At 64.7% G+C, this 21141-nt stretch carries 16 protein-coding genes; 10 read left to right on the forward strand and 6 right to left on the reverse strand.

The window, feature by feature from the left end; translation table 11 throughout:
- The first annotated feature begins 84 nt into the window (after positions 1-84).
- Together ACK41X_RS15360 and ACK41X_RS15365 are read left to right on the forward strand one after the other, a co-directional pair.
- A complete protein-coding gene (locus ACK41X_RS15360) occupies positions 85-837 on the forward strand; it encodes an ABC transporter ATP-binding protein (protein ID WP_409724964.1) in 753 nt (250 codons plus the stop codon).
- Positions 834-2066, forward strand: a complete 1233-nt coding sequence (locus ACK41X_RS15365; RefSeq protein ID WP_409724967.1) for an ABC transporter permease — start codon at positions 834-836, stop codon at positions 2064-2066. Before ACK41X_RS15360 ends, ACK41X_RS15365 begins: the two co-directional genes overlap by 4 nt.
- 34 nt (positions 2067-2100) lie before the next feature.
- Here ACK41X_RS15365 and ACK41X_RS15370 read toward each other — a convergent pair whose 3' ends face one another.
- The 3 genes from ACK41X_RS15370 to ACK41X_RS15380 form a co-directional block, all read right to left on the reverse strand.
- Entirely contained in the window at positions 2101-3684 is a 1584-nt protein-coding gene (locus tag ACK41X_RS15370; protein WP_409724970.1) for a peroxidase family protein, read from the reverse strand.
- Positions 3685-4015: 331 nt separating this feature from the next.
- Positions 4016-4564: an ActR/PrrA/RegA family redox response regulator transcription factor gene (locus tag ACK41X_RS15375; protein WP_409724973.1), complete on the reverse strand. Its 549-nt coding sequence runs from the start codon at positions 4562-4564 to the stop codon at positions 4016-4018.
- Between the two features lie 31 nt (positions 4565-4595).
- Positions 4596-5906: an ActS/PrrB/RegB family redox-sensitive histidine kinase gene (locus ACK41X_RS15380; protein ID WP_409724976.1), complete on the reverse strand. Its 1311-nt coding sequence runs from the start codon at positions 5904-5906 to the stop codon at positions 4596-4598.
- A 189-nt stretch (positions 5907-6095) separates the two neighbouring features.
- Between ACK41X_RS15380 and ACK41X_RS15385 the strand changes: the two genes are divergently transcribed.
- From ACK41X_RS15385 to ACK41X_RS15405, 5 genes are all read left to right on the forward strand, one after another.
- A complete protein-coding gene (locus ACK41X_RS15385) occupies positions 6096-6851 on the forward strand; it encodes an ABC transporter ATP-binding protein (protein WP_409724979.1) in 756 nt (251 codons plus the stop codon).
- On the forward strand, positions 6848-7675 hold the full coding sequence (locus tag ACK41X_RS15390) for an ABC transporter permease (RefSeq protein WP_409724982.1): 828 nt from the start codon (positions 6848-6850) through the stop codon (positions 7673-7675). Before ACK41X_RS15385 ends, ACK41X_RS15390 begins: the two co-directional genes overlap by 4 nt.
- A gap of 139 nt (positions 7676-7814) precedes the next feature.
- Positions 7815-9155 (forward strand): polyhydroxyalkanoate depolymerase, encoded by a 1341-nt coding sequence (locus ACK41X_RS15395; protein WP_409725005.1) that lies wholly within the window; start codon positions 7815-7817, stop codon positions 9153-9155.
- Positions 9156-9843: 688 nt separating this feature from the next.
- Positions 9844-10650 (forward strand): M48 family metallopeptidase, encoded by an 807-nt coding sequence (locus ACK41X_RS15400; RefSeq protein WP_409725008.1) that lies wholly within the window; start codon positions 9844-9846, stop codon positions 10648-10650.
- Positions 10651-10665: 15 nt separating this feature from the next.
- Complete coding sequence (locus ACK41X_RS15405; RefSeq protein ID WP_409724985.1) at positions 10666-11853, forward strand: multidrug effflux MFS transporter; 1188 nt, start codon at positions 10666-10668, stop codon at positions 11851-11853.
- 4 nt (positions 11854-11857) lie between these two features.
- Here the strand turns inward: ACK41X_RS15405 and ACK41X_RS15410 are convergent, their stop codons facing one another.
- Positions 11858-14002 (reverse strand): transglycosylase domain-containing protein, encoded by a 2145-nt coding sequence (locus tag ACK41X_RS15410; RefSeq protein ID WP_409724988.1) that lies wholly within the window; start codon positions 14000-14002, stop codon positions 11858-11860.
- 246 nt (positions 14003-14248) lie between these two features.
- Here ACK41X_RS15410 and ACK41X_RS15415 point away from each other — a divergent pair, with 246 nt between their 5' ends.
- The gene (locus ACK41X_RS15415; RefSeq protein WP_409724991.1) at positions 14249-14455 is read left to right on the forward strand and encodes a hypothetical protein; all 207 of its coding nucleotides are present in this window, start codon (positions 14249-14251) and stop codon (positions 14453-14455) included.
- Between the two features lie 132 nt (positions 14456-14587).
- Here ACK41X_RS15415 and ACK41X_RS15420 read toward each other — a convergent pair whose 3' ends face one another.
- Entirely contained in the window at positions 14588-17398 is a 2811-nt protein-coding gene (locus tag ACK41X_RS15420; protein ID WP_409724994.1) for a [protein-PII] uridylyltransferase, read from the reverse strand.
- A 193-nt stretch (positions 17399-17591) separates the two neighbouring features.
- Here ACK41X_RS15420 and ACK41X_RS15425 point away from each other — a divergent pair, with 193 nt between their 5' ends.
- Together ACK41X_RS15425 and ACK41X_RS15430 are read left to right on the forward strand one after the other, a co-directional pair.
- Complete coding sequence (locus ACK41X_RS15425) at positions 17592-18647, forward strand: alcohol dehydrogenase (RefSeq protein ID WP_409724997.1); 1056 nt, start codon at positions 17592-17594, stop codon at positions 18645-18647.
- A gap of 111 nt (positions 18648-18758) precedes the next feature.
- A complete protein-coding gene (locus ACK41X_RS15430; protein ID WP_409724999.1) occupies positions 18759-19571 on the forward strand; it encodes a hypothetical protein in 813 nt (270 codons plus the stop codon).
- 4 nt (positions 19572-19575) lie between these two features.
- Here the strand turns inward: ACK41X_RS15430 and mutS are convergent.
- Positions 19576-21141 (reverse strand): DNA mismatch repair protein MutS (gene mutS / locus ACK41X_RS15435; RefSeq protein ID WP_409725002.1); only part of this gene is annotated, 1566 nt, incomplete at its 5' end.

The raw sequence follows: 21141 nt of genomic DNA on the forward strand, positions 1-21141 counted from the left end.
CGACGCCGGCGCCGAGGTCATCGTCGGCGGCGGCGGCAGGCCCGGCGCCGCCGCCCCGCGCGGCCCGCGATTCGGCTTCTGATCATGCCGCTGATCGAAACCGAGAACCTGACGCGTCTTTACAAGCTTGGTGGTGAGACCGTGACCGCGCTCGACGGCGTTTCGCTCGCCATCGACGAAGGCGACTTCGTCGCGGTGATGGGACCGTCGGGATCGGGCAAGTCGACCTTCATGAATGTGGTCGGCTGCCTCGACAAGCCGACCTCGGGATCGTATCGGCTCGACGGCGACCTGGTCTCGACGCTGAGCCGCGATGCGCTGGCGGCCGTGCGCAACAGAAAGATCGGCTTCGTCTTCCAGCAATTCAATCTGCTCGACCGTCTCGATGCGCTCGCCAATGTCGAGTTGCCGATGCTGTATGCCGAGACGGATCGCGCCCTGCGCAGGGACAAGGCGATCGCGGCGCTGACGCGGGTCGGCCTCGGCGAGCGCATTCATCACCGGCCGACGCAATTGTCCGGCGGTCAGCAGCAACGCGTCGCGGTGGCGCGCGCGCTGGTCAACAATCCGAAAATGCTGCTCGCCGACGAGCCGACCGGCGCGCTCGACAGCCGCACCTCGGTCGAGATCATGGCATTGTTTCAGGAGCTGAACCGCGAGGGCACGACGGTCGTGGTCGTCACGCATGAAGCGGATGTCGCCGCTTACGCAAACCGGCTGATCCGCTTTCTCGACGGGCGCGTATTGTCCGACAGCCGTCATGAGCCGGTCGATGCCGCGAGGCGGCTCGAACAGATGCCAAAGACGCATCATGGCCATCAGGAGGCGGCGGAATGACCAATCGCGACGCCATCTCGTCGGCGCTCGACGCGCTGCGTCTGCACAAGCTGCGCAGCGCGCTGACCATGCTCGGCATTATCATCGGCGTCGGCGCGGTGATCGCGATGGTCGCGGTCGGCGGCGGTGCGCGCGAGCAGGTGGTGGCGCAGATCCGCAGCCTCGGTTCCAATCTGCTGATCGTCACGCCCGGCAACGTCACCGCCGGCGGCGTGCGCATGGGGGCGGGTGCCGCGTCCTCGCTGACCGACGAGGATGCCGCCGCGATCATGGCGGAGATACCCGGTGTTCAGGTCACGGCGCCGAACATGCGCGGCACCGGGCAGATCGTCGCCGGCGGCATGAACTGGTCGAGCGCGGTATTCGGCATCGATGCCGGCTGGTTCGAGGCGCGCGACTGGGATGTGGAGTTCGGGCGCGCATTCGAGCCCGAGGAGATCGCGCGCGGCGCGCAGGTGGTCATTCTCGGACAGACGGTGGCGCGCAACCTGTTCGGCGGCATCGATCCGGTCGGTCAGGAATTGCGCATCCGCAACGTGCCGCTGCGCATCGTCGGCGTGATGGCGCGCAAGGGCCAGACCACCTGGGGCACCGATCAGGACGATGTTGCCTTCGTGCCGCTCAATACCGCGCGTCAGCGCGTGCTCGGCCGCAATCTCGCCAATGCGCGCGCCGTCGGCTCGATCTATGTGAAGGTTCTGGAGGGTGAGAATATCAGTCTGGTGGAGGACGAGGTGAAGACGCTGCTGCGCCAGCGCCACCGGCTGCAGCCCGGTCAGGAGGACGATTTCTCGATCCGCAATCTCGCCGATATCGCCGCGACCCGGGAAGCCAGCGCGCGCACGCTGGCGCTGCTGCTCGCCGCGGTCGCCGGCGTGTCGCTTGCGGTCGGCGGTATCGGCATCATGAATATTATGCTGGTGTCGGTCACCGAGCGCACCCGCGAGATCGGGCTGCGCCTGGCGCTTGGCGCGCGGCAATGGGACATCCTGCGGCAATTTCTGTTCGAGGCGACCGGCCTTGCCGCCATCGGCGGCGCCATCGGGGTGATGCTCGGCGTCGGCGCCGCCTATCTGATTTCCAATGCCGCCGGCTGGCCGCTGCTGATCGAGCCCGCCTCGATCGTGCTTGCGGTCGTGTTCTCCGGGCTGGTCGGCGTGTTCTTCGGCTGGTATCCGGCGCACCGCGCCTCGAAGCTCGATCCGATCGAGGCGCTGCGCCACACCTGAACGCGCTTCGGCAGTGTCCGAAGCTGTACCCGCGCTACGGCAATCTCCCGATTCCGTCGATCGGCGAAATATCGCCGACCAGGCGCAGCAGATCGGTCATCGTGAAGGTGCCGGGAGTCTTCGCCGGGAGCTCTGGCCGCCAGTTCACGCCGCGCCGCCACAGATAGGATTCGCGGTCGCCATGCACGAGGCCGATCAGCACTTCGGCGACGATGGTCGCGCCGACCGGACCGAGTCTTTCGCCGCGGCCCCGGATCGCGGCCTCTTTCAGGATATAATACCAAAGCGGCGTCTTCTGATGCAGGCCGTGCCGCCTGGCGACGGCGCCGTCGGCGCCGCTTGCGATCTCATCCGGCGTCAGCGGATCGCGGATACCCATCGCGCCGGCGACCGACTGGCCGGACGGCAGCTTCAACAGGACGCCGCGCTTGAGATTGCGGAAGGCGAGGCTGGCGCGGTTCGGGTCGGTCTCGCCGGGGAGACCGAACAATTGCGGGATCAGAAACGGATCTATTTTCCGCGCCGGATTCAGCGGCACATCGGCGGGGTTGACGCCGGGTCCGAAATCGAAATAGCGCCGCCAGTCGATGATCCAGTTCGACGGCAGCACCGGCTGCGGAAGCCGGCCCGGCGACGGTACCGGCGCGAGGTCGCCGATGATCTCGCCCGACAATCCTGTAAAGTCGAACAAATCCTTGAGCGTCGCCGCGTTGGTTCCGGTGAAGATGCGATTGTGGCTGTAGCGCTCGCGCACCATGGAATGGCCGAAGCGGAAGGCGGCGGCGGAAAATTCCACCGGCATATAGGGCAGCTTCTTGAAGCGGTAGAATTTGCGGCCGCGTTCGAGAATGCGTGCGACGATGCCGGGTTCGGTGAGGCGCTCGACGAAATCGTGCAGCACCATCCATTGATAATGCCAGCTGACGATACGCCGTGCTTCGGAAAAGACCTTTTCCGGCGCTGTTCCTGAACCGGGGATTTGGTCGCAGATCGCATTGTGGAATTTCAGGAAGGCGAGATGCGTCTGTGCGACGACCAGGTTCTCGTCGTTGCGATGATCGCCGATCAGCGCGAAGCCTTCCGGGTTGCGCGGCAGGTCGTTGCGGTGATTGCCGGTCACGCCGCCGAAACCGACATTGATGGTCTTGCCGATCAGGAATTTCGGCCCCGGCGTCTTGCCGCCGCCGGCTTCCGGGTTGCGCGCATAGAGCTGGCGGCTGCCGTCCGGCCCGAGCCCGTAGATCGCATCGAGATCGAGTGCCGGCGTGCGGAAATTCTCGATGCCGTCGGGGTCGGCGATCTTGTCGCCGATCGAAGTCATGTCGAGCGTGATGTCGTGATCGACGAACTGCCCGAGATAGGTGAAGCCGGCCGGCACGATCACCCTGGTGCCGTCGGCGATGTTGCCGTCCGGGCTGGCGGGATTGGCATCGCGCATCGCGTTCGCCAGCTCGATAAGCGGTCCGTCCTCGACCTCGAGCGGCGGCAGGTCGGGAAACATCCGGCCGAACATGCCGGGGTCGTCGTGGCCGCTCAGGCGTTGCCGTGCCAGCGACTCGGCGGTCGGTTGACGGCCGGCACGGCCATGACCGGGTTTGAGATTGATGTCGTTCGACATGGTGCGACCGCCTCCCCGCGGTGTGAGCGCCGAGTTCGTGTGTCCGGATGCAAGGTGCGATGAGCCTGTGCGGGTTGTTCCGGCGGCAGGCGGGCCGACGTGCACCTGATGACGAATACAACTATAGAGTGTATTTATGATTCACGCAACCGGGATTTGCGCGAAAATGTCTGCGCGGGATGGCTGCCGCGCTCCGTTCGGATAGACGCGCGGCCGCGCAAGCACGCGCCCACGCGCAGTGAGACACGCCAGCAGGCCTGTCGCTCAAGGGGAGAGGGCGTAAATCCGAGCGCCGGTGTTTGCGGATGCGATCAGCGCTGCGCGCTGATCGTCAGCGCGGGGCGCGCTTTGCCAGGATCCGCTGCAGGGTGCGGCGATGCATGTTGAGCTGCCGCGCGGTCTCAGACACGTTGCGGCCGCACAATTCGTAGATGCGCTGGATATGCTCCCAGCGCACGCGGTCGGCCGACATCGGGTTTTCCGGCGGTTCGGGCTTCTGGCCTTCGAGCGACAGCAATGCATTGGCCACGTCGTCGGCGTCGGCGGGCTTGGCGAGATAGTCGACCGCGCCAAGCTTCACGGCATTCACGGCGGTGGCGATGTTGCCGTAGCCCGTGAGCACGATGCCGCGCGCCTCGGGCCGCCGTCGTTTCAAGGCGGAGATGACGTCGAGGCCGTTCCCGTCCCCGAGACGCATGTCGACCACGGCGAAGGCCGGTGCGGACTTTTCCACCTGCATCAATCCTTCGGATACCGACTCGGCGGTGGTGACAGTGAAGCCGCGGCCTTCCATGGCACGCGCAAGCCGCATCAAAAACGACTTGTCGTCCTCGACGATGAGCAATGAGCGGTCATTTGGAATTGCCGGTTGCAAGGACATGGAAACCTCCGAAGCCGCCCGTCTGCCATAATTAGGCACTCGCGGCTTTGGGCTCAAGCTCGGGCGGCGCCTGAAACTCGAACGCCTCGCGGGGCCACCGGATCGAGACCACGGCCCCGCTTTCAGGAAAGGCCCGGTTTACGAAGGTTAACTTCGCACCGGTCCGCTCCAGAAGGGTTTTCGCGATGAAGAACCCCAGACCCATTCCGGTGTCGCCGGTTGCGTACATTCGTCGCAGCCTGCGGCTGCGAACATAGGGCTCCCCGATCCTTCCGATCACCTCGGGAGCAAAACCCGGTCCGTCGTCGGAGATGACAACGGACACGGAGTCCGCGGTCCATTCGGCTGCGATCTCGACGCGGTCACGTGCAAAATCGACAGCATTCTCCACCAGGTTGCCGAGTCCATACAGGATTGCCGGATTGCGTGCGGCGACCGGCGACGGTTGCCCGGCCGGCAGCTTCACATCGATGGTGATGCCGAAATGCCGATGCGGCTCCGCAACCTCCTGCAGCAACGTGGATAGCGGCAGCCCGTCGAACGGCACGCCCTCGGCCTGCAACTCGTTGAGATTGGCGAGAATGTCGCGGCACCTTTGCGCCTGCTCGCGCAGCAGCCGCACATCCTCGGCATGCGACGACGTCGGATCGATCTCGCGCTCCAGTTCGCGCGCGATCACCGAAATGGTCGATAAAGGCGTACCAAGCGCATGGGCGGCGGCGGCGGCCAGGCCGTCGATCTGGGTGAGATGCTGCTCCCGCGCCAGCACCAGTTCGGTCGCCGCCAGCGCGTTGACGAGCTGGCGCGATTCCTCGCTGATCTGCCATGCATAGATGCTGATGAAGAAGATCGCCAGCGCGATGGAGAACCAGACCCCGAGCATGTAGAAATTCGGCAGCACCGGCATCGGGCCGTAATCTTCCGACCATGGCAGCGGTTCGTGGAAGAAAATCAGCAGCGTCGCACAGGTGATGGCGAAGAGGCCGAGCATCAGTGTCATCCGCGCCGGCAGTGCCGTCGCCGACAGCAGCACCGGCCCGAGAAAGAAGAACGAGAACGGATTGTCGAGCCCGCCGGTCAGATACATCAGCACGGCAAGCTGACCGATATCGAAGGCGAGCAGCCAGGCCGCGCGGCTCGGCTCGAGCCGCCGCGCCTGCTGGAACCTGATCCGCAGCGCGACGTTCAGCCAGGCCGACAGCGCGATCACCGCCAGACAGGCATAGATCGGCAGGTCGAATTCGAGCCCGAAATAGACAATCAGCACCGCCGAAGTCTGGCCGATGATCGAGAGCCAGCGCAGACGGACCAGCGTATCCAGCCGCACAGCGCGGCGTGGCATCGGAAGGCGGTCGAGATCCATGGAGGACATGCCTCAAGTCTAGTTCCGGCTGCTCGTAGCATAAAACTGCGCCGATCCGCGCAGGGGCAATTGGCCCGCGGGATGCCTTAGCGGCGGAACGGCGGCGGCACACTTGCGCTTGCCGAGCGGGACGGGCACATCAATGCGTTATCATCCGCCGGACGCCGCATGCCCGCCGAACCCGCCATCGTTCTCGACCGCGCCGTCAAAGTCTACAAGGGCGGCATGGCGGTGGCTGGCATTTCCTTCGCGCTGGAACCGGGCTCGGTGACCGCCCTGCTCGGCGGTAACGGTGCGGGCAAGACCACCACAATCGCCATGATCATGGGCCTCGTCACGCCGACCTCCGGCCATGTCGCGGTGCTGGGCGCCGAGATGCCGCGGCAGCGCCATCGGGTTCTGCACCGGATGAATTTCGAGAGCCCCTATGTCGATATGCCGATGCGGTTGACGGTGCGCCAGAACCTGACGGTGTTCGGCACGCTCTATGGCGTCCCCGATCTCACCCGCCGCATCGGCGATCTGGCGAACCAATTCGATCTCAACGAATTCCTGGATCGGCCGAGCGGCAAGCTGTCGGCCGGGCAGAAAACCCGTGTCTCTCTGGCCAAGGCGCTGATCAACCAACCGGAGATATTGCTGCTCGACGAGCCGACCGCATCGCTCGATCCGGATACGGCCGATTGGGTGCGCGCCGAAATCGAACGCTATCGCAGCGCGCGCGGCGCCACCATCCTGCTCGCCTCGCACAACATGGCCGAAGTCGAAAGGCTGTGCGATCGCGTCATCATGATGAAGCGCGGCCAGATCGTCGACGATGCACCGCCCGAAACCTTGCTGGTGCGCTACGGCCGGGAAACTCTCGAGGAGGTCTTTCTCGACATCGCCCGCGGCCGGCGGCAGGCGCAGGAGGCTGCGCAATGAACGCTCCCGGTGCCGCCAACGACGCGAACGCATTCTCGCCGAGCCGCATCTTCGCGATGATCCTGCGTTACTGGTATCTCCTGCGTTCGTCCTGGCCGCGGCTGCTGGAATTGATTTACTGGCCGGCGGTGCAGATGCTGATGTGGGGCTTCCTGCAGCTCTACATCTCGGAGAATGCCGGCTTCTTTGCCAAGGCGGGCGGCACCTTCATCGGCGCGGTGCTGCTCTGGGACATCCTGTTCCGCGGCCAGCTCGGCTTCTCGATCTCATTTCTGGAGGAGATGTGGGCGCGCAACATGGGCAACCTGATGATGAGCCCGCTGCGGCCGGGCGAATTCATCTGCGCGCTGATGATCATGAGCATCGTTCGCCTCGCCATCGGGATGGTGCCGGTCACGATCCTCGCCTTGGCATTTTTCGATTTCAATCTTTACAGCTTCGGCTTTGCGCTGGCCGCCTTCTTTATGAATTTGATCCTGACAAGCTGGGCGGTCGGAATTCTCGTTTCGGGAATCGTGCTGCGCAATGGCATGGGCGCGGAGAGCATGGCCTGGACCATCATGTTCCTGTTGCTGCCGTTGACCTGCGTCTATTACCCGGTTTCGATCCTGCCGGGCTGGCTCCAGCCGGTCGCCTGGATGCTGCCGCCGACCTATGTGTTCGAAGGCATGCGCGCGCTGCTGATCGACCAGACCTTCCGCGCGGACCTCATGATTTGGGCCTTCGCGCTCAATGCCGGTTATTTTTTGGCCGCCGTTATTGGGTTTCTGGCGCTGCTGAACAGCGCCCGTACCGCGGGAACATTAATGCAGGCGGGCGAGTGATTATTCTGTAATCAGTTGAGAAGGTCTCTCGCCTATATTGACGGCGCGAACAAAAGGCCTGATGTTGCGTTGCAAAATGACGGTGGGGCAACCAGATCATCGGGGCAAAAAGAGACCATACCGGATGCCGGAAAAAAACATCGCGATCGGGGAATTCGGTGCCGCGCCGGAATTGCCGGCACAAGCCGGGCCAGTTCTGTCGAATGGCATGTATTGGCTCTACGAGCTGAGCCACGCAGCGCTGAATCCCGTTCGCGCCTTCGCCGACGTCACGCGACTCTACATGAAAAATCCGCTCAATCCGTGGTCGCATACGACCATGGGCAAGACGCTTGCGGCGTCTGCCGAAATGTTCGAGCGCTTCACCCGCCGCTACGGCAAGCCGGATTGGAATATCAAGACGACCGTTGTCGGCGGCGAGCAGGTCGACGTGCATATCACGCCGGTCTGGGAGCGGCCGTTCTGCAGGCTTTTGCATTTCGAGCGCGTCTTGCGAACCGTGCCGCGCCGCCCTCAGCCCAAGGTGGTGATCGTTGCGCCGATGTCCGGCCATTATGCGACGCTGCTGCGCGGCACCGTCGAGGCTTTTCTGCCGAACCACGATGTCTACATCACCGAGTGGATCGATGCGCGGCTCGTGCCGCTTTCGGAGGGGCGCTTCGATCTCGACGACTATATCGATTACATCATCTCGATCCTGCATGCACTGGGCGGCGACTGTCACCTGATCGCGGTGTGCCAGCCTTCGGTGCCGGTGCTCGCCGCGGTCGCCCGCATGGAAGCCGAACGCGACCCCTATGTGCCGTATTCGATGACCCTGATGGGCGGCCCGATCGACACCCGGGTCAACCCGACCGCCGTCAACAAGCTCGCGGAAGACCGCGGCGTCGACTGGTTCCGGCGCAACGTCATCACCAAGGTGCCGTTCCCGCATCCGGGCGTGATGCGCGACGTCTATCCGGGATTCCTGCAGCTCAACGGCTTCGTCAGCATGAATCTGGACCGCCATGTCGACGCCCACAAGGAGCTGTTCTTCCATCTCGTCAAGGGCGACGGCGATTCCGCCCAGAAACATCGCGAGTTCTACGACGAATATCTCGCGGTCATGGACCTGACCGCGGAATTCTATCTGCAGACCGTCGACACCGTGTTCGTGAAACATCTGCTGCCCAAGGGCGAGATGATGCATCGCGGAGTGCGGATCGATCCGTCGGCGATCCGCAATGTCGCGCTGCTCACGATCGAGGGCGAAAAGGACGACATTTCCGGCCTTGGCCAGACCGAGGCGGCGCACAAGCTGTGCGTGAACATCCCGGCCGACCGCAAGGCGCATTATGTGCAGCCCGGCGTCGGCCATTACGGCGTGTTCAACGGCTCGCGTTTCCGCGCCGAAATTGCGCCGCGCATTGCCGATTTCGTGCTGACCAGCCAGAGCGGGCGCACCAAGGCGCTGCGGCCGGTGCCACGCGCCGTGGCGTGAATGCAGGCGGCCAAAATCTGCACATGGCTTGACACCGCACCCGCTCGAAATCTCTTGACGAAATTCCTATAGCATAATATTCCTATGCCTGCCTTGCTCGGTGAGGGGCGCCGTCCGGAGGCGTTCTTGATGGCGGAGCCAAGGTGCGGCGCCTGCTGTCTGCCTCGCACGCAGACACCGGGAGGCTTCGGGAACCCGCTCTACGGGCACTACGACCCGTGCGCGAGGAGCTCGCTGAACGGCCTGTGCCCGGTCGGCACAGGGACGCAAACGCGGCCCGAACGCCTGAATGCGAAGACCGCTTTCGCAGAAGAACGCCGCTTTGGACGGTGCGCCGAGAGGCGGCTGTGCGCCAGCAATGGTGCGCAGCATTCGGTACGGCCCGCGTCTGTCGGCGCGCCGTCCGCCCCTCACGCGCAGGCCGGATGCCTCCGGTTTGCGCCACGCGCGTCATGCATCAGCCGGGTGCGTTGGGCATCGCGGCGACCATGATCCGCGTCCAACGGAATCATGACGGTCGCGCTTTCTCGCGACGCGAAAGAATGAATTTTAACTCACTCTTTCAGTCAGGATTTGGTAGTCTCATCCGCGAGGCCTACACCCGGTAGTTCAGATTTATTTTTCGCAAAAGGGGATGTTTGGAAACCCGGCTATGGCAGTATCGCAGGTCGAAGCAGTCGAGGGTGCCATGCCGCTCCGCGCGCTCCTGTACCGGCGGCCGACCGAACCAAAGGCCATTCAGGTCGTCCACGACAAGAACATCTATCTGGTGCGGGTGCGCCGCCACCGGCAGGCGCGCCGTTATACGTTGCGCATCCAGGCGGCCACGCGCGAAATCGTCCTGACCATGCCGCCACGGGGCTGTCTCAAGGAAGCCAAGGATTTTGCACAGAAGCACGGCGCCTGGATCGCCTCGCGCCTGCATCATCTGCCCAAGGCCGAACCGTTCGCCCATGGCGGCGTGGTTCCGCTGCGCGGCGAGCCGCACCGGATCGTGCACCGCAAGGGCGAGCGCGGCACAGTCTGGGCCGAAACAACCGAGGACGGCGAACGCAGGCTCTGCGTGGCCGGCGATACGCCCCATATCGACCGCCGGGTTGGCGATTTCCTCCGCAAAGAAGCACGGGCCGATCTCGAACGCGCCAGCCGCGCCTTCGCCGGACAGATCGGCGTCACGCTGAAAGCCGTGTCGATCCGCGATCCGTCGAGCCGCTGGGGCTCGTGCTCGACGACCGGCGTATTGTCCTATTCCTGGCGACTCATTCTCGCGCCGCCTTTCGTGCTGGACTATCTCGCTGCCCATGAGGTTGCGCATCTGGTCGAGATGAACCACTCGCCGCGCTTCTGGCGGCTGGTGGACCGGCTCTGCCCGAATGTGAGGCGTGCGAAAGCGTGGCTTGACATGCACGGCACCGAGCTTCACCGCTACGGTTTGCCGCGCGCCCGGACCGAGCCGGACGTTCCCATCGAAGCAGGACGCCGCACGCGGCGTTGAACCGCCGCCGCTGCGATGCTCAAACCCAACACCTTTGCGCTGACGGCGCTGCTCGCCGCCTTGACCGCGCTCGCGCCGCTGTCGACCGATCTCTACCTGCCGACGCTGCCGGATATCGGGCGCGCCTTCGGCGTGTCGCCCTCGCAAGTGCAGCTGACGATGTCGGCCTATCTGTTCGGTTTTGCGCTCGGACAAATCGGCTATGGCCCGATTTCCGACTGGTATGGGCGGCGCTCCGGCTTGCTGGTTGCGCTGTCGTGCTATTGCGCCGGCAGCCTGATCTGTCTGCTTGCGCCCTCGATCGACGTTCTGATCGGCGCGCGGGTGTTGCAGGCCTTCGGCGGCTCGGGCGCCATCGTGCTGGCGCGCGCGGTGGTGCGCGACTTCTACAGCGGTGCACGGGCCGGCCGGGAATTGTCGATGATCGGCCTCGTCATGGCCTTCGGCCCGGTCTCGGCGCCGCTGATCGGCGGCGCATTGCATGCGGTGTTCGGGTGGCGCTCGTCCTTTGCCGCCTTGCTTGTCTTCGGCTTTGCGCTGACGCTCACGGTGGCGCTGAAGATGCCGGAGACGCTCGCCGGAAAGCCGGACGCCCGCCTGTCGCTGGCCTCGATGCTCGCCGGCTACCGCGATCTGTTGCGCGATCGTGATTTCAGGCTCTACCTTCTGATCGGGACGGTGTCCTATACCGGGCTGATCGCGTGGCTGGTGGCGGTGCCGTTCATCTACAACAGCCGGTTCGGCCTCACGCCCTTCGTCATGTCGCTGGCGATTGCCGGCTCTGCGGTGGGCTATCTGGCCGGCACACTGATCGCGACCCGCATTGTGGTCCGTGCCGGGATCGTGCGCACCATGGGATATGGCGCGGCGATCATGCTCGCAGGCGCGCTTGCGATATGCGCGGCGGTGGCGCTCGAACTTCAGTCCGTGGTCTGGATCGCGCTCGCGGTCGGCCTCAACCTTCTGGGCTTTGGCCTGCTGTTTCCGCAGACCATCGCGGGCGGTCTGTCCTGCGCGGCGGAGCGGGCGGGGGCTGCATCCTCGCTGCTCGGCTTTGCGCCACAGGTGAGCGCGGCGCTGCTCAGCGCATGGGTGGTGGCATCGATCCGGGACAGCGCCTGGCCGGCGGCGCTCGCGGTGCTGGCGATGGCGATCCTGGTGCTGCTGCTGTGGCGGCCGTTGCACTCAAGGCCCGCGCGCTAGCGGCTCAGCGCCGGCCCAGCAGGCGGTCGAGCAGCCAGCTGTCCATGCCGTCGCTGCGCGTTGCCGGAACCTGTGTCGCCCGGCCGGGGATGGCGCCCGGCGGAACCGGCCGATCGCCCGGACCGCTTGCCGTCATGTGCCCATAGCTCTGCGAAACGGGATAAGGCAGCGCGATGCCGCCATGCACGCCGGGGAGACTGGCAACGGGCAGATTGCGATGCGCATTCTTCATGAAGCGCGCCCAGATATCGGACGGCAGATTGCCGCCGGTCATTTTTTTGGTCGGCGAGGAATCGTCGTTGCCGAGCCAGACGCCGGTGACGAGCTGGGCAGTATAGCCTACGAACCAGCCGTCACGGAAATCCTGGCTGGTGCCGGTCTTGCCCGCCGCGGGCCGGCCCATCAGGTCGGCCCTGCGGCCGGTGCCGGTCAGAAGGGTCTCCTGCATCATCGTATTCATCATCGCCACATGATGCGGTTCGACGATCTGGCCGAGGCTCTGCGGCCGCCGCTGATATCGGACCGTGCCGTCCTTGCTGCGGATGCGCTCCACCACATGCGGGGCGATCGCCATGCCGTTATTGGCAAAGACCGCGAAGGCGGACACCATCTCCAGCACCGAGACTTCCGACGTACCGAGTGCGATCGAGGCATTGGGCTCGAGCTTCGAGGCGATGCCGAGCCGGTGCGCGGTGCGGATGACCGCGGCCGGGCCGAATTCCAGCGTCAGCCGCACCGCGACGGTATTGAGCGACAAGGCGAGCGCCTGAGTCAGCGTCACCGGTCCGTAATGCTCGCGGGTGTAATTTTCCGGCCGCCAGCCCTTCACGGTCACAGGCCGGTCCTCGCGGATCGTGTCCGGCGTCAGGCCGCGTTCCAGCGCGGTGAGGTAGACGAACGGCTTGAACGCAGAGCCCGGCTGGCGTTTGGCCGCGACCGCGCGGTTGAACTGGCTCTCCGCATAATCCCGGCCGCCGACCATGGCGCGCACTGCGCCGTCCGGCGACATCGCCACGATGGCGCCCTGCTCGACCCCGAGCTTGCCGCCGCGCATTGCGAGTTCCTCGGTCAGCGCCTGCTCGGCGAAAAGCTGCAACGCCGGATCGATCGACGTTTCCACGACAATGTCGTCTTCGACCCGGCCGACCAGATCATCGAGCACGTCCATGATCCAGTCGGCGACATAATTGATCGAGCCGGTGGTCTTCTGCTTCAGCGCGCGGGCGGGCTGGGCAATCGCCGTTTTGGCGGTCTTGTCGCTGATGAACCCGGAATCGCTCATGGCCGAGATCACCACCTGCGCCCGGCGCTCCGCTCCGTCCGGATTGCGCGTCGGCGCCAGACGCGAGGGTGAGCGCACGAGGCCGGCCAGCATCGCCGCTTCCGGCACGCTGGTATGGCGCGCATGCTTGCCGAAATAGCGCTGCGCCGCCGCCTCGACGCCGTAGGCGCCGGCGCCGAAATAGACCCGGTTCAGGTAAAGCTCGAGGATTTCGTCCTTGGTGAACTTGTATTCGAGCCACAGCGCCAGAACCAGTTCCTGCAGCTTGCGGGTATAGGTGCGGTCTTGGGTCAGGAACAGGTTTTTGGCGAGCTGCTGGGTGATGGTCGAGCCGCCTTGCGACACACCGCGGCGCAGGACGTTGGCCAGCGCCGCGCGCGCGATGCCGATCGGGTCAACGCCGAAATGCGAATAGAAGCGGCGATCCTCGATGGCGATGAACGCCTGCGGCACATGCGGCGGCAATTCCTTGAGCTTCGCCGAAACCCCGCTGTCGCCGCGAACGGTGAGAATCCGTCCGTCGGTGCCGGCAATCTGGATCGATGGCGGGCGTCTCGGTACCTCGAGCGACTGTATCGGCGGCAAATGCGCTGCCACCCAGGCAAGCAGCGCGATCCCGGCAATTGCCGCCCACAGGCCGAGCACGACGCTCCAATAGGCGAGGCCGCCGATCAGCGACCGGTGGCGCCGTTTCTTCGATCCCGTTCTGCTCTGCGGCTGCGCTGCGGGCTTGGCGGCGCGGGCCCGCGTGCGCGCGGCTTTGGCCGCGCGGCGTTCCGTCTCTTCATTGCCGACGAGCCGGTCTTGAGGATCGGCGCGCAACTCCCGGTTGGGACCGCCGACATCGAATTTGGGCTCGCGGCGCACGGACTTGCTTCGCCGTCCCAAAGCGCTCCCCCCGCCGCACCGCCGCGCCGTGGCGGATGACCTGCGAGGCTAGGCAAGCCGGTTTAAGGGCCGGTTAAGGGGAGCTGTTGTTGCCACTCTGCGACGCGTTGGCGCAATGGGCCGAAAAGCTTTGAAAACTGGGCGCTTTTTCATTCTCAAGCGGCTGCTTTTGTGCATGATCCGGCCCGGCCGGATCGACCGGTGATTTCAACTCTGGGGATTAAAATGCGCAAAGGCGCTCTTCTTCTTGCTCTCGTTATCGTGGCCGCGGCTCCGAGCGCGGCGCTCGCTGCGTCCAAGAAATCCGCGGCTCCGGCCAACCCGAATGCGGCTGGCCAGAAGTTCGTCACTGCTGCATTCATGCAGCCCTATTACGCCTGGCAGAGCCTGTGGACGCCGAAGCCGGCAGCAGCTCCGAAAAAGAAGCGGTAATTCCTCGCGACGTCGGTTGCGAAAAGGCGCCGGAGCAGGGGCTCCGGCGCCTTTTTCATTTCCCTATCGGAGGCGTTGCTGAGCATGATCGCCGACGCCGCCCCAGCTCTGCAGCGCCGTGCCAGTGCGTCGCTATGAGGCCCCGGCCGCCCGTTTCTCGCCTTCGGCGTGGCCCTGGCGCGGGAAAAGTGCGAGCAGGGCGCGCTTGATCGCAGCCTGCCGGGTCGGCGAGGCGATTTTCGCGCCTAGGAGATCGGTGACGTAAAATACGTCGACCACGCGCTCGCCGAAGGTCGCGACATGCGCCGAAGTGATGTTGAGCGACAGCTTGGAGAGCGTCGCCGTCAGCTCATAAAGCAGGCCCGGCCGGTCGAGGCCGGTGACTTCGACCACGGTGTAACGGTTCGACCATTCATTGTTGATGTTGACCTCAGGTTCGAGCGCAAAGGCCTTGATCCGCCCTTTTGGCGCAGCCTTGCGGGCGACGATGTCGGGCATCCTGATTTCGCCGCGCAGCGCCTTTTCGATCGTGTCGGCGATGCGGTCGGCCCGGCGTCCTTCGTCCTCGTCGCGGTCGAACTCGCGCGTTACCGAGATCGTGTCGAGCGCCAGCCCATCGGTGGTCGTGTAGATCTGCGCATCGACGATGTTGGCGCCGGCGGCGGCGCAGGCGCCGGCGATGATCGACAACAGCCGCGGATGATCGGGCGCGATCACGGTCAGCTCGGTCACCCCCCGCACCGGATCGAAGGAGACCTGCGTTGCCAGGGTCTTTCCGGTACTCCAGGCGTCGCGCAGGAAATGCGCATGCGCAATCTTCCGCGGCAGCTCGACCTTGAGCCAGTAGGCCGGATAATGCCGCGCGATATAGCTGTCGATTTCCTCCGCAGGCCAATCCGTCAGCGCGGCCCGGAATTCCGCCTGAGCCATTGCCACGCGCCGTTCGCGATTGACCTCAGAGAAGCCGCCTGTCAGCGCCGGTTCGGCTTCGTAATAGAGCGTGCGCAGGAGCTGCGCCTTCCATCCGTTCCAGACCCCGGGCCCGACCGCGCGAATGTCCGCCGTGGTCAGCACCAAGAGCAGCTTGAGCCGGTCCAGCGACTGCACGATGCCGGCGAAATTCTCGATGGTCTTGCGATCGGAGAGGTCGCGGGATTGCGCCACCGTGGACATCACGAGATGGTTTTCGATCAGCCAGGCGACGGTTTCGGTCTCGGCGCTGCTCAGGCCGATGCGCGGGCAGAAGCGCCGGGCCACCCGCGCGCCGGCGATCGAATGATCCTCGACCCGGCCCTTGGCAATGTCGTGCAGAAACAGCGTGATCCGCAGGAGCGCGCGCTGGCGCGGCGACAGCTTCTTCACCAGCTCGTTGGCGAGGCCGTATTCGTCGTTGGTGCCGGCCTCGATCTCCGCGATCACGCCCATGCAGCGGATCAAGTGCTCGTCGACCGTATAGTGATGATACATGTTGAACTGCATCATCGCGACCACGCGGCCGAATGCGCGCACGAAGGCTCCGAGCACGCCGGCCTCGTTCATGCGGCGCAGCACCGTCTCGACGTCGTGGTGGGACGTCAGGATTTCGAAGAACAGCCGGTTGGCTTCCTCATTCTCGCGCAGATCCTTCTTGATCAGCGACAGCGACCGCGTCGCAGTGCGCATCGCATCGGGATGGAATGCGAGATTGTGTTTCTGGGCCAGGTAGAAAATGCGGATGAGATTGACCGGGTCGCGCTCGAACACGTCGGGCCGCACGATATTGATGCGGTTATTGTCGACGATGAAGTCGTCGGACTCCGTCAGTGACCGGCGTCCGCTATTGGGGCGCAATCGCGCGATCATGCGGCCGAGCATCGGCGCGGGCTTTGTGTGATCGGCCTCGAGCGCCGCGCACAGGATTGCGGTGAGATCGCCGACATGCTTCGCAGTCAGAAAGTAGTGCTTCATGAAGCGTTCGACGTCGCGCAGGCCCGGATGCTCGGTATAGCCGAGCCGCACCGCGATCTCTTGCTGGATGTCGAAGGACAGGCGCTCCTCAGGACGGCCGGTCAGGAAATGCATGTGGCAGCGCACCGACCACAGGAATTCCTCGCAGCGGCGGAACAGCTTCAGTTCGTCCTGGTCGAAGACGCCGTGATCGACCAGTTCTTCGACATTGCGGACGCGGTAGACATATTTCCCGATCCAGAACAGCGTGTGCAGGTCGCGCAGGCCGCCCTTGCCGTCCTTGACATTGGGCTCGACCAGATAGCGCGACTGGCCGGTCTTGCGCAGTCGCTCCTCGCGTTCGGCGAGCTTGGCGGCGACGAAGTCGGGGGCGGTGCCTTGCACGACATTGCGGTCGAAGCGCGTCACCAGCTCGTCGAACAGGGCGCGGTCGCCGTTCAGGAAACGCGCTTCGAGGATGGCTGTGCGGATCGTCATATCCGCATTGGCCTGGCGGATGCATTCGTCCACCGAACGGGTCGCGTGCCCGACCTTCAGGCCCATGTCCCAAAGGCAATACAGGATCGCCTCGGCAACGGACTCGCCCCAGGCGGTCTGCTTGTAGGGCAGCAGAAACAGCAGATCGATGTCGGATTCCGGAGCCAGCAAACCGCGGCCATAGCCGCCGGTGGCGATCACCGCCATGCGTTCGGCCTCGGACGGATTCTCAGACGGGTAAAGCCGCTGTCCGGCAAACTCGAACAGGACGCGAATGATGTCGTCCTGCATGGCGCAAAGCCGCTCGGCGCAGCGCCGGCCATGACGTTCCTTGAGCAGAAGTTGCTCGGCCTTCTCCCGGCCGCGGCGAAGTTCCCCCTTCATGTACTGGGCGACAGCGATCCGCAGTTCCTTGTCGCGGCCGGAATGCGCCTTGGCCAGCGCTGCCAATTCCTGCGTGGCAGCGTCGGCGTCGAACAATTCGCTCGCGGCGCGGGGTGTCTGATCCGGGGACAACATGACGGACGGGGATAGCGGAGCCCATGGCGGCTGTCACGGCCTTAACGGCGCCGGTTGATGAAGTTTAATGCGGTGCTGCGCCGGCTGGCGACATGAAAAGTGCTTTAAGATCAAGGGTTAACGGCAGCAGATGAAAAGCGCCGGAGAACGGATAAGCTTTGCGCCAAACGGTGCGTCACGGGAGGGGGCGAACATGAAGTCCTATGAGGTTTGCGAATGCGGCGCGCCGTTGCAACTGCGCGAGCAGCCAACGCCGGCGCCGTCCGGAACCGAAGTGCTTCTGGAAGTCACCGCCGCCGGCATCTGCCACAGCGATATCCATTTCTGGGAAGGCGTGTATGACCTCGGCGGCGGCAAGGTGATGCGGCTCACGGACCGCGGGCTGAAACTTCCGCTGACGCTCGGGCACGAGAATGTGGGACGTGTGGTTGCGGTTGGACCGGAGGCCGCGGGTGTCGCCATCGGCGATGTGCGTCTGGTCTATCCGTGGATCGGTTGTGGCAGCTGCGCCGTGTGCCGCCGCGGCGACGAGCAGCTCTGCCTGAGGCCGCAATTCGTCGGCGCGTTCCGGCCGGGCGGCTTCAGCGACCACCTGATGGTTCCGCATCCGCGTTGCCTGATCGATTTCGGAGATATGCCACAGGAACAGGCGGCGCCGCTGGCCTGTTCCGGCCTGACCGCCTATGGCGCACTGAAGAAGTTCGGCGGGCTTCTGCAAAGCGAACCCCTGGTCGTGATCGGGGCCGGCGGCGTCGGGCTGATGGCGCTGGCGATCCTGCGCGCGATGCAGGCGCGCGGCGCAATCGTCGTCGATATCGATGCCAAGAAGCGTGAGGCCGCGATGCAGGCGGGTGCGCTTGCCGTTGTCGATGGCCGCGCTTCCGATGCCGCTGCGCAAATCCAGGCGATCGTGAACGATCGCATTTGGGCGGTGGTCGATTTCGTCGGCTCAAGTTCCACCGTGCAGCTTGGGGTCGATCTCTTGACCAAGGGCGGTCATCTGGTCGTCGTCGGGTTGTTCGGCGGCGAAGTTACAATTCCGACGCCGTACATTCCGATGCGCGCCATGACTCTGCAGGGCTCCTATACCGGCAGCTTGCCCGAACTGAAGGAACTGATTGCACTGCTTCGGCGTTCGCCAATGCCGCACATGCCGGTCGAGGTTCGTCCCCTCGATAGCGTGAACAAGAGCTTGAACGATTTGAGGGATGGCAACGTGATAGGGCGCGTCGTGCTTTCACCGAATTGATTTTGCGAACCACATCCAATTGGTCATAACTGTTGCCGCCCGAACATTCGGGGCTGGCGCAACCGGCACAACTCCGGTACAGAGCAACAACCTCCGGTTACATCAAGCCCCATGGGCCCCTCGGACTATTTTCTGCTTTCGCTGCTGTTCAAGGCCGCGCTCACCTCCGCAATCATCGTCTCGGCATCGATGATCGTGGAGCGCGGCGGGCCGTTTCTCGGCGCCATGATCGCATCTCTGCCGACCTCGGTCGGCGCGGCCTATATCGTCATGGCGTTCGAGCATTCGCCGGACTTCATCTCGAAGTCGGCGCTTGGCAGCCTGACCGCCAATGCTGCGGGCGTGACCTTCGCCGCGGTCTATGCGCTGCTGGCGGCGCGTTTCTCGCTGATCGTCGGGCTGGGCGGCGCCCTTGTGGTCTGGTTCGTCAGCGCATTCACCTTGCGCCATCTCGATTTTTCGGTCTGGTCGGCGATCGCGCTGAATGGCGGGGTCGCAGCGCTCGCCATCTGGGCGACGGCGAAATTGCGGGCGGCGTCCTTCCCGAAGGCAGCCGTCGTATCGAAGGCCTACGATATTCCGCTGCGCGCCGCCGCCGTCTCCGTCTTCGTGATCGTCGTCACGACCCTGAGCCACTCCATCGGCGCGTTCGCGTCCGGCATCTTCGCGGTCTTTCCGATGGCGATGTCGAGCTTCATCGTGATCCTGCATAACCGAATCGGCGGTCTTGCGACATCCAATGTGATCGCGCATGCGCAAATCCCGATGCTCGGGCTGATCCCGGCATTCCTTGCGGTCTATTTTTTCTCCGTATCGCTCGGGGAATGGTGGGCGCTGCTGATTGCGTTGTCTGCGTCGCTGGTATGGAACGCGGCGCTGTGGACCTGGCGCACGCAATTCCGCGCCCGTTTGCCGATGGAATAATGGCTCAGGCCCCCGGCGGCAGCTTCGCCTTCAGCGCATAAAGCGCATCCAGCGCCTCGCGCGGCGACATCTCGTCTGGATGCAGCGATTGCAGGGCAGCGATCGCCGCATCGCGCGGAGACGGTGCGGGTGCAGCGGACGCCGGACGCGCCGCCTGAAACAGCGGCAGATCCTCGAAGCCGCGCACCGGTTTGCCGCGCTCCTCCGCCTCAAGCCCGGCGAGCACGACTTTCGCCCGCTCGATCACGCTCTCCGGAAGTCCGGCGAGTTTGGCGACCTGAATGCCATAGGACCGGTCGGCTGCGCCCGGCACGACCTCATGAAGAAACACCACGTCACCCTGCCATTCCTTCACCCGCATGGTGGCATTGTGCAGGCGCGGCAGCTTGGCGGCGAGCGCGGTCAGTTCATGAAAATGCGTCGCAAACAGCGCCCGGCAGCGATTCACCTCGTGCAGATGCTCGACAGTCGCCCAGGCGATCGACAATCCGTCGAATGTTGCGGTGCCGCGGCCGATTTCGTCGAGGATGACCAGCGAGCGCTCGGTGGCCTGATTGAGGATCGCCGCGGTCTCGACCATCTCCACCATGAAGGTGGAGCGGCCGCGCGCCAGATCGTCGGCGGCGCCGACACGGGAGAACAGCCGGTCCACGATGCCGATTGCGGCGCGCCTGGCCGGCACGAAGCTCCCCATCTGGGCGAGGATCGCGATCAGCGCGTTCTGGCGCAGAAATGTGGATTTGCCGGCCATGTTCGGGCCGGTCAGCAGCCAGATCCGGCCGGCGGCTGCGCGCCTGTCCTGATCCGCCGGCGCGGACAGGTCGCAATCATTGGCGATGAAGGGCTCGCTGAGCGACTGCTCGACCACCGGATGCCGGCCGCCTTCGACGACGAAATCGAGCGAGCGGCTGATGTCCGGCCGCACATAATCGCGCTCGACGGCGAGCGCCGCCAGCGCCGCGGCGACGTCGAGTGCCGCCAGCGCCTCGGCTGCGGCCTTGATATCGGCACTCGCCGCCTGAATTTGCGCCGAGAGACGATCGAAAATGTCGAGTTCAAGCCCGAGCGCACGATCGGCCGCGCTCACGATCTTCGCCTCGAGTTCGCCGAGTTCGGTGGTGGTGAATCGCACTTGTCCGGAAAGCGTCTGGCGATGGATGAAGTGCGCATTCAAGGGCGCAGCCATCAGCTTGTCGCCATGCTGCGCCGTGACTTCGACGAAATAGCCGAGCACATTGTTATGCCGGATCTTGAGGATCCGGATGCCGGTCTCCTCGGCATAGCGCGCCTGCAACTCGGCGATCACCTTGCGCGAGCCCTCGCGCAGCGCGCGGGTCTCGTCGAGCGCGTCGCTGTAGCGATCGCGGACGAAGCCGCCGTCGCGCCTGGATAGCGGCAGTTCATCCGCGAGCGCCGCCGATAATTCTTGCGTCAATGCGTCCGGCGGACGCCGCAGGGCCGCGGTCGTCGCTGCAATCTCGTCCGGCAGTTGCGCGGTTTGCGACAGGCGCAGGGCGAGCGCGGACGCGGCAGCAAGGCCGTCGCGGATCGCGGCAAGATCGCGCGGTCC

It is taken from the genome of Pseudorhodoplanes sp. (assembly GCF_046289595.1).
Classification (GTDB): domain Bacteria; phylum Pseudomonadota; class Alphaproteobacteria; order Rhizobiales; family Xanthobacteraceae; genus Pseudorhodoplanes.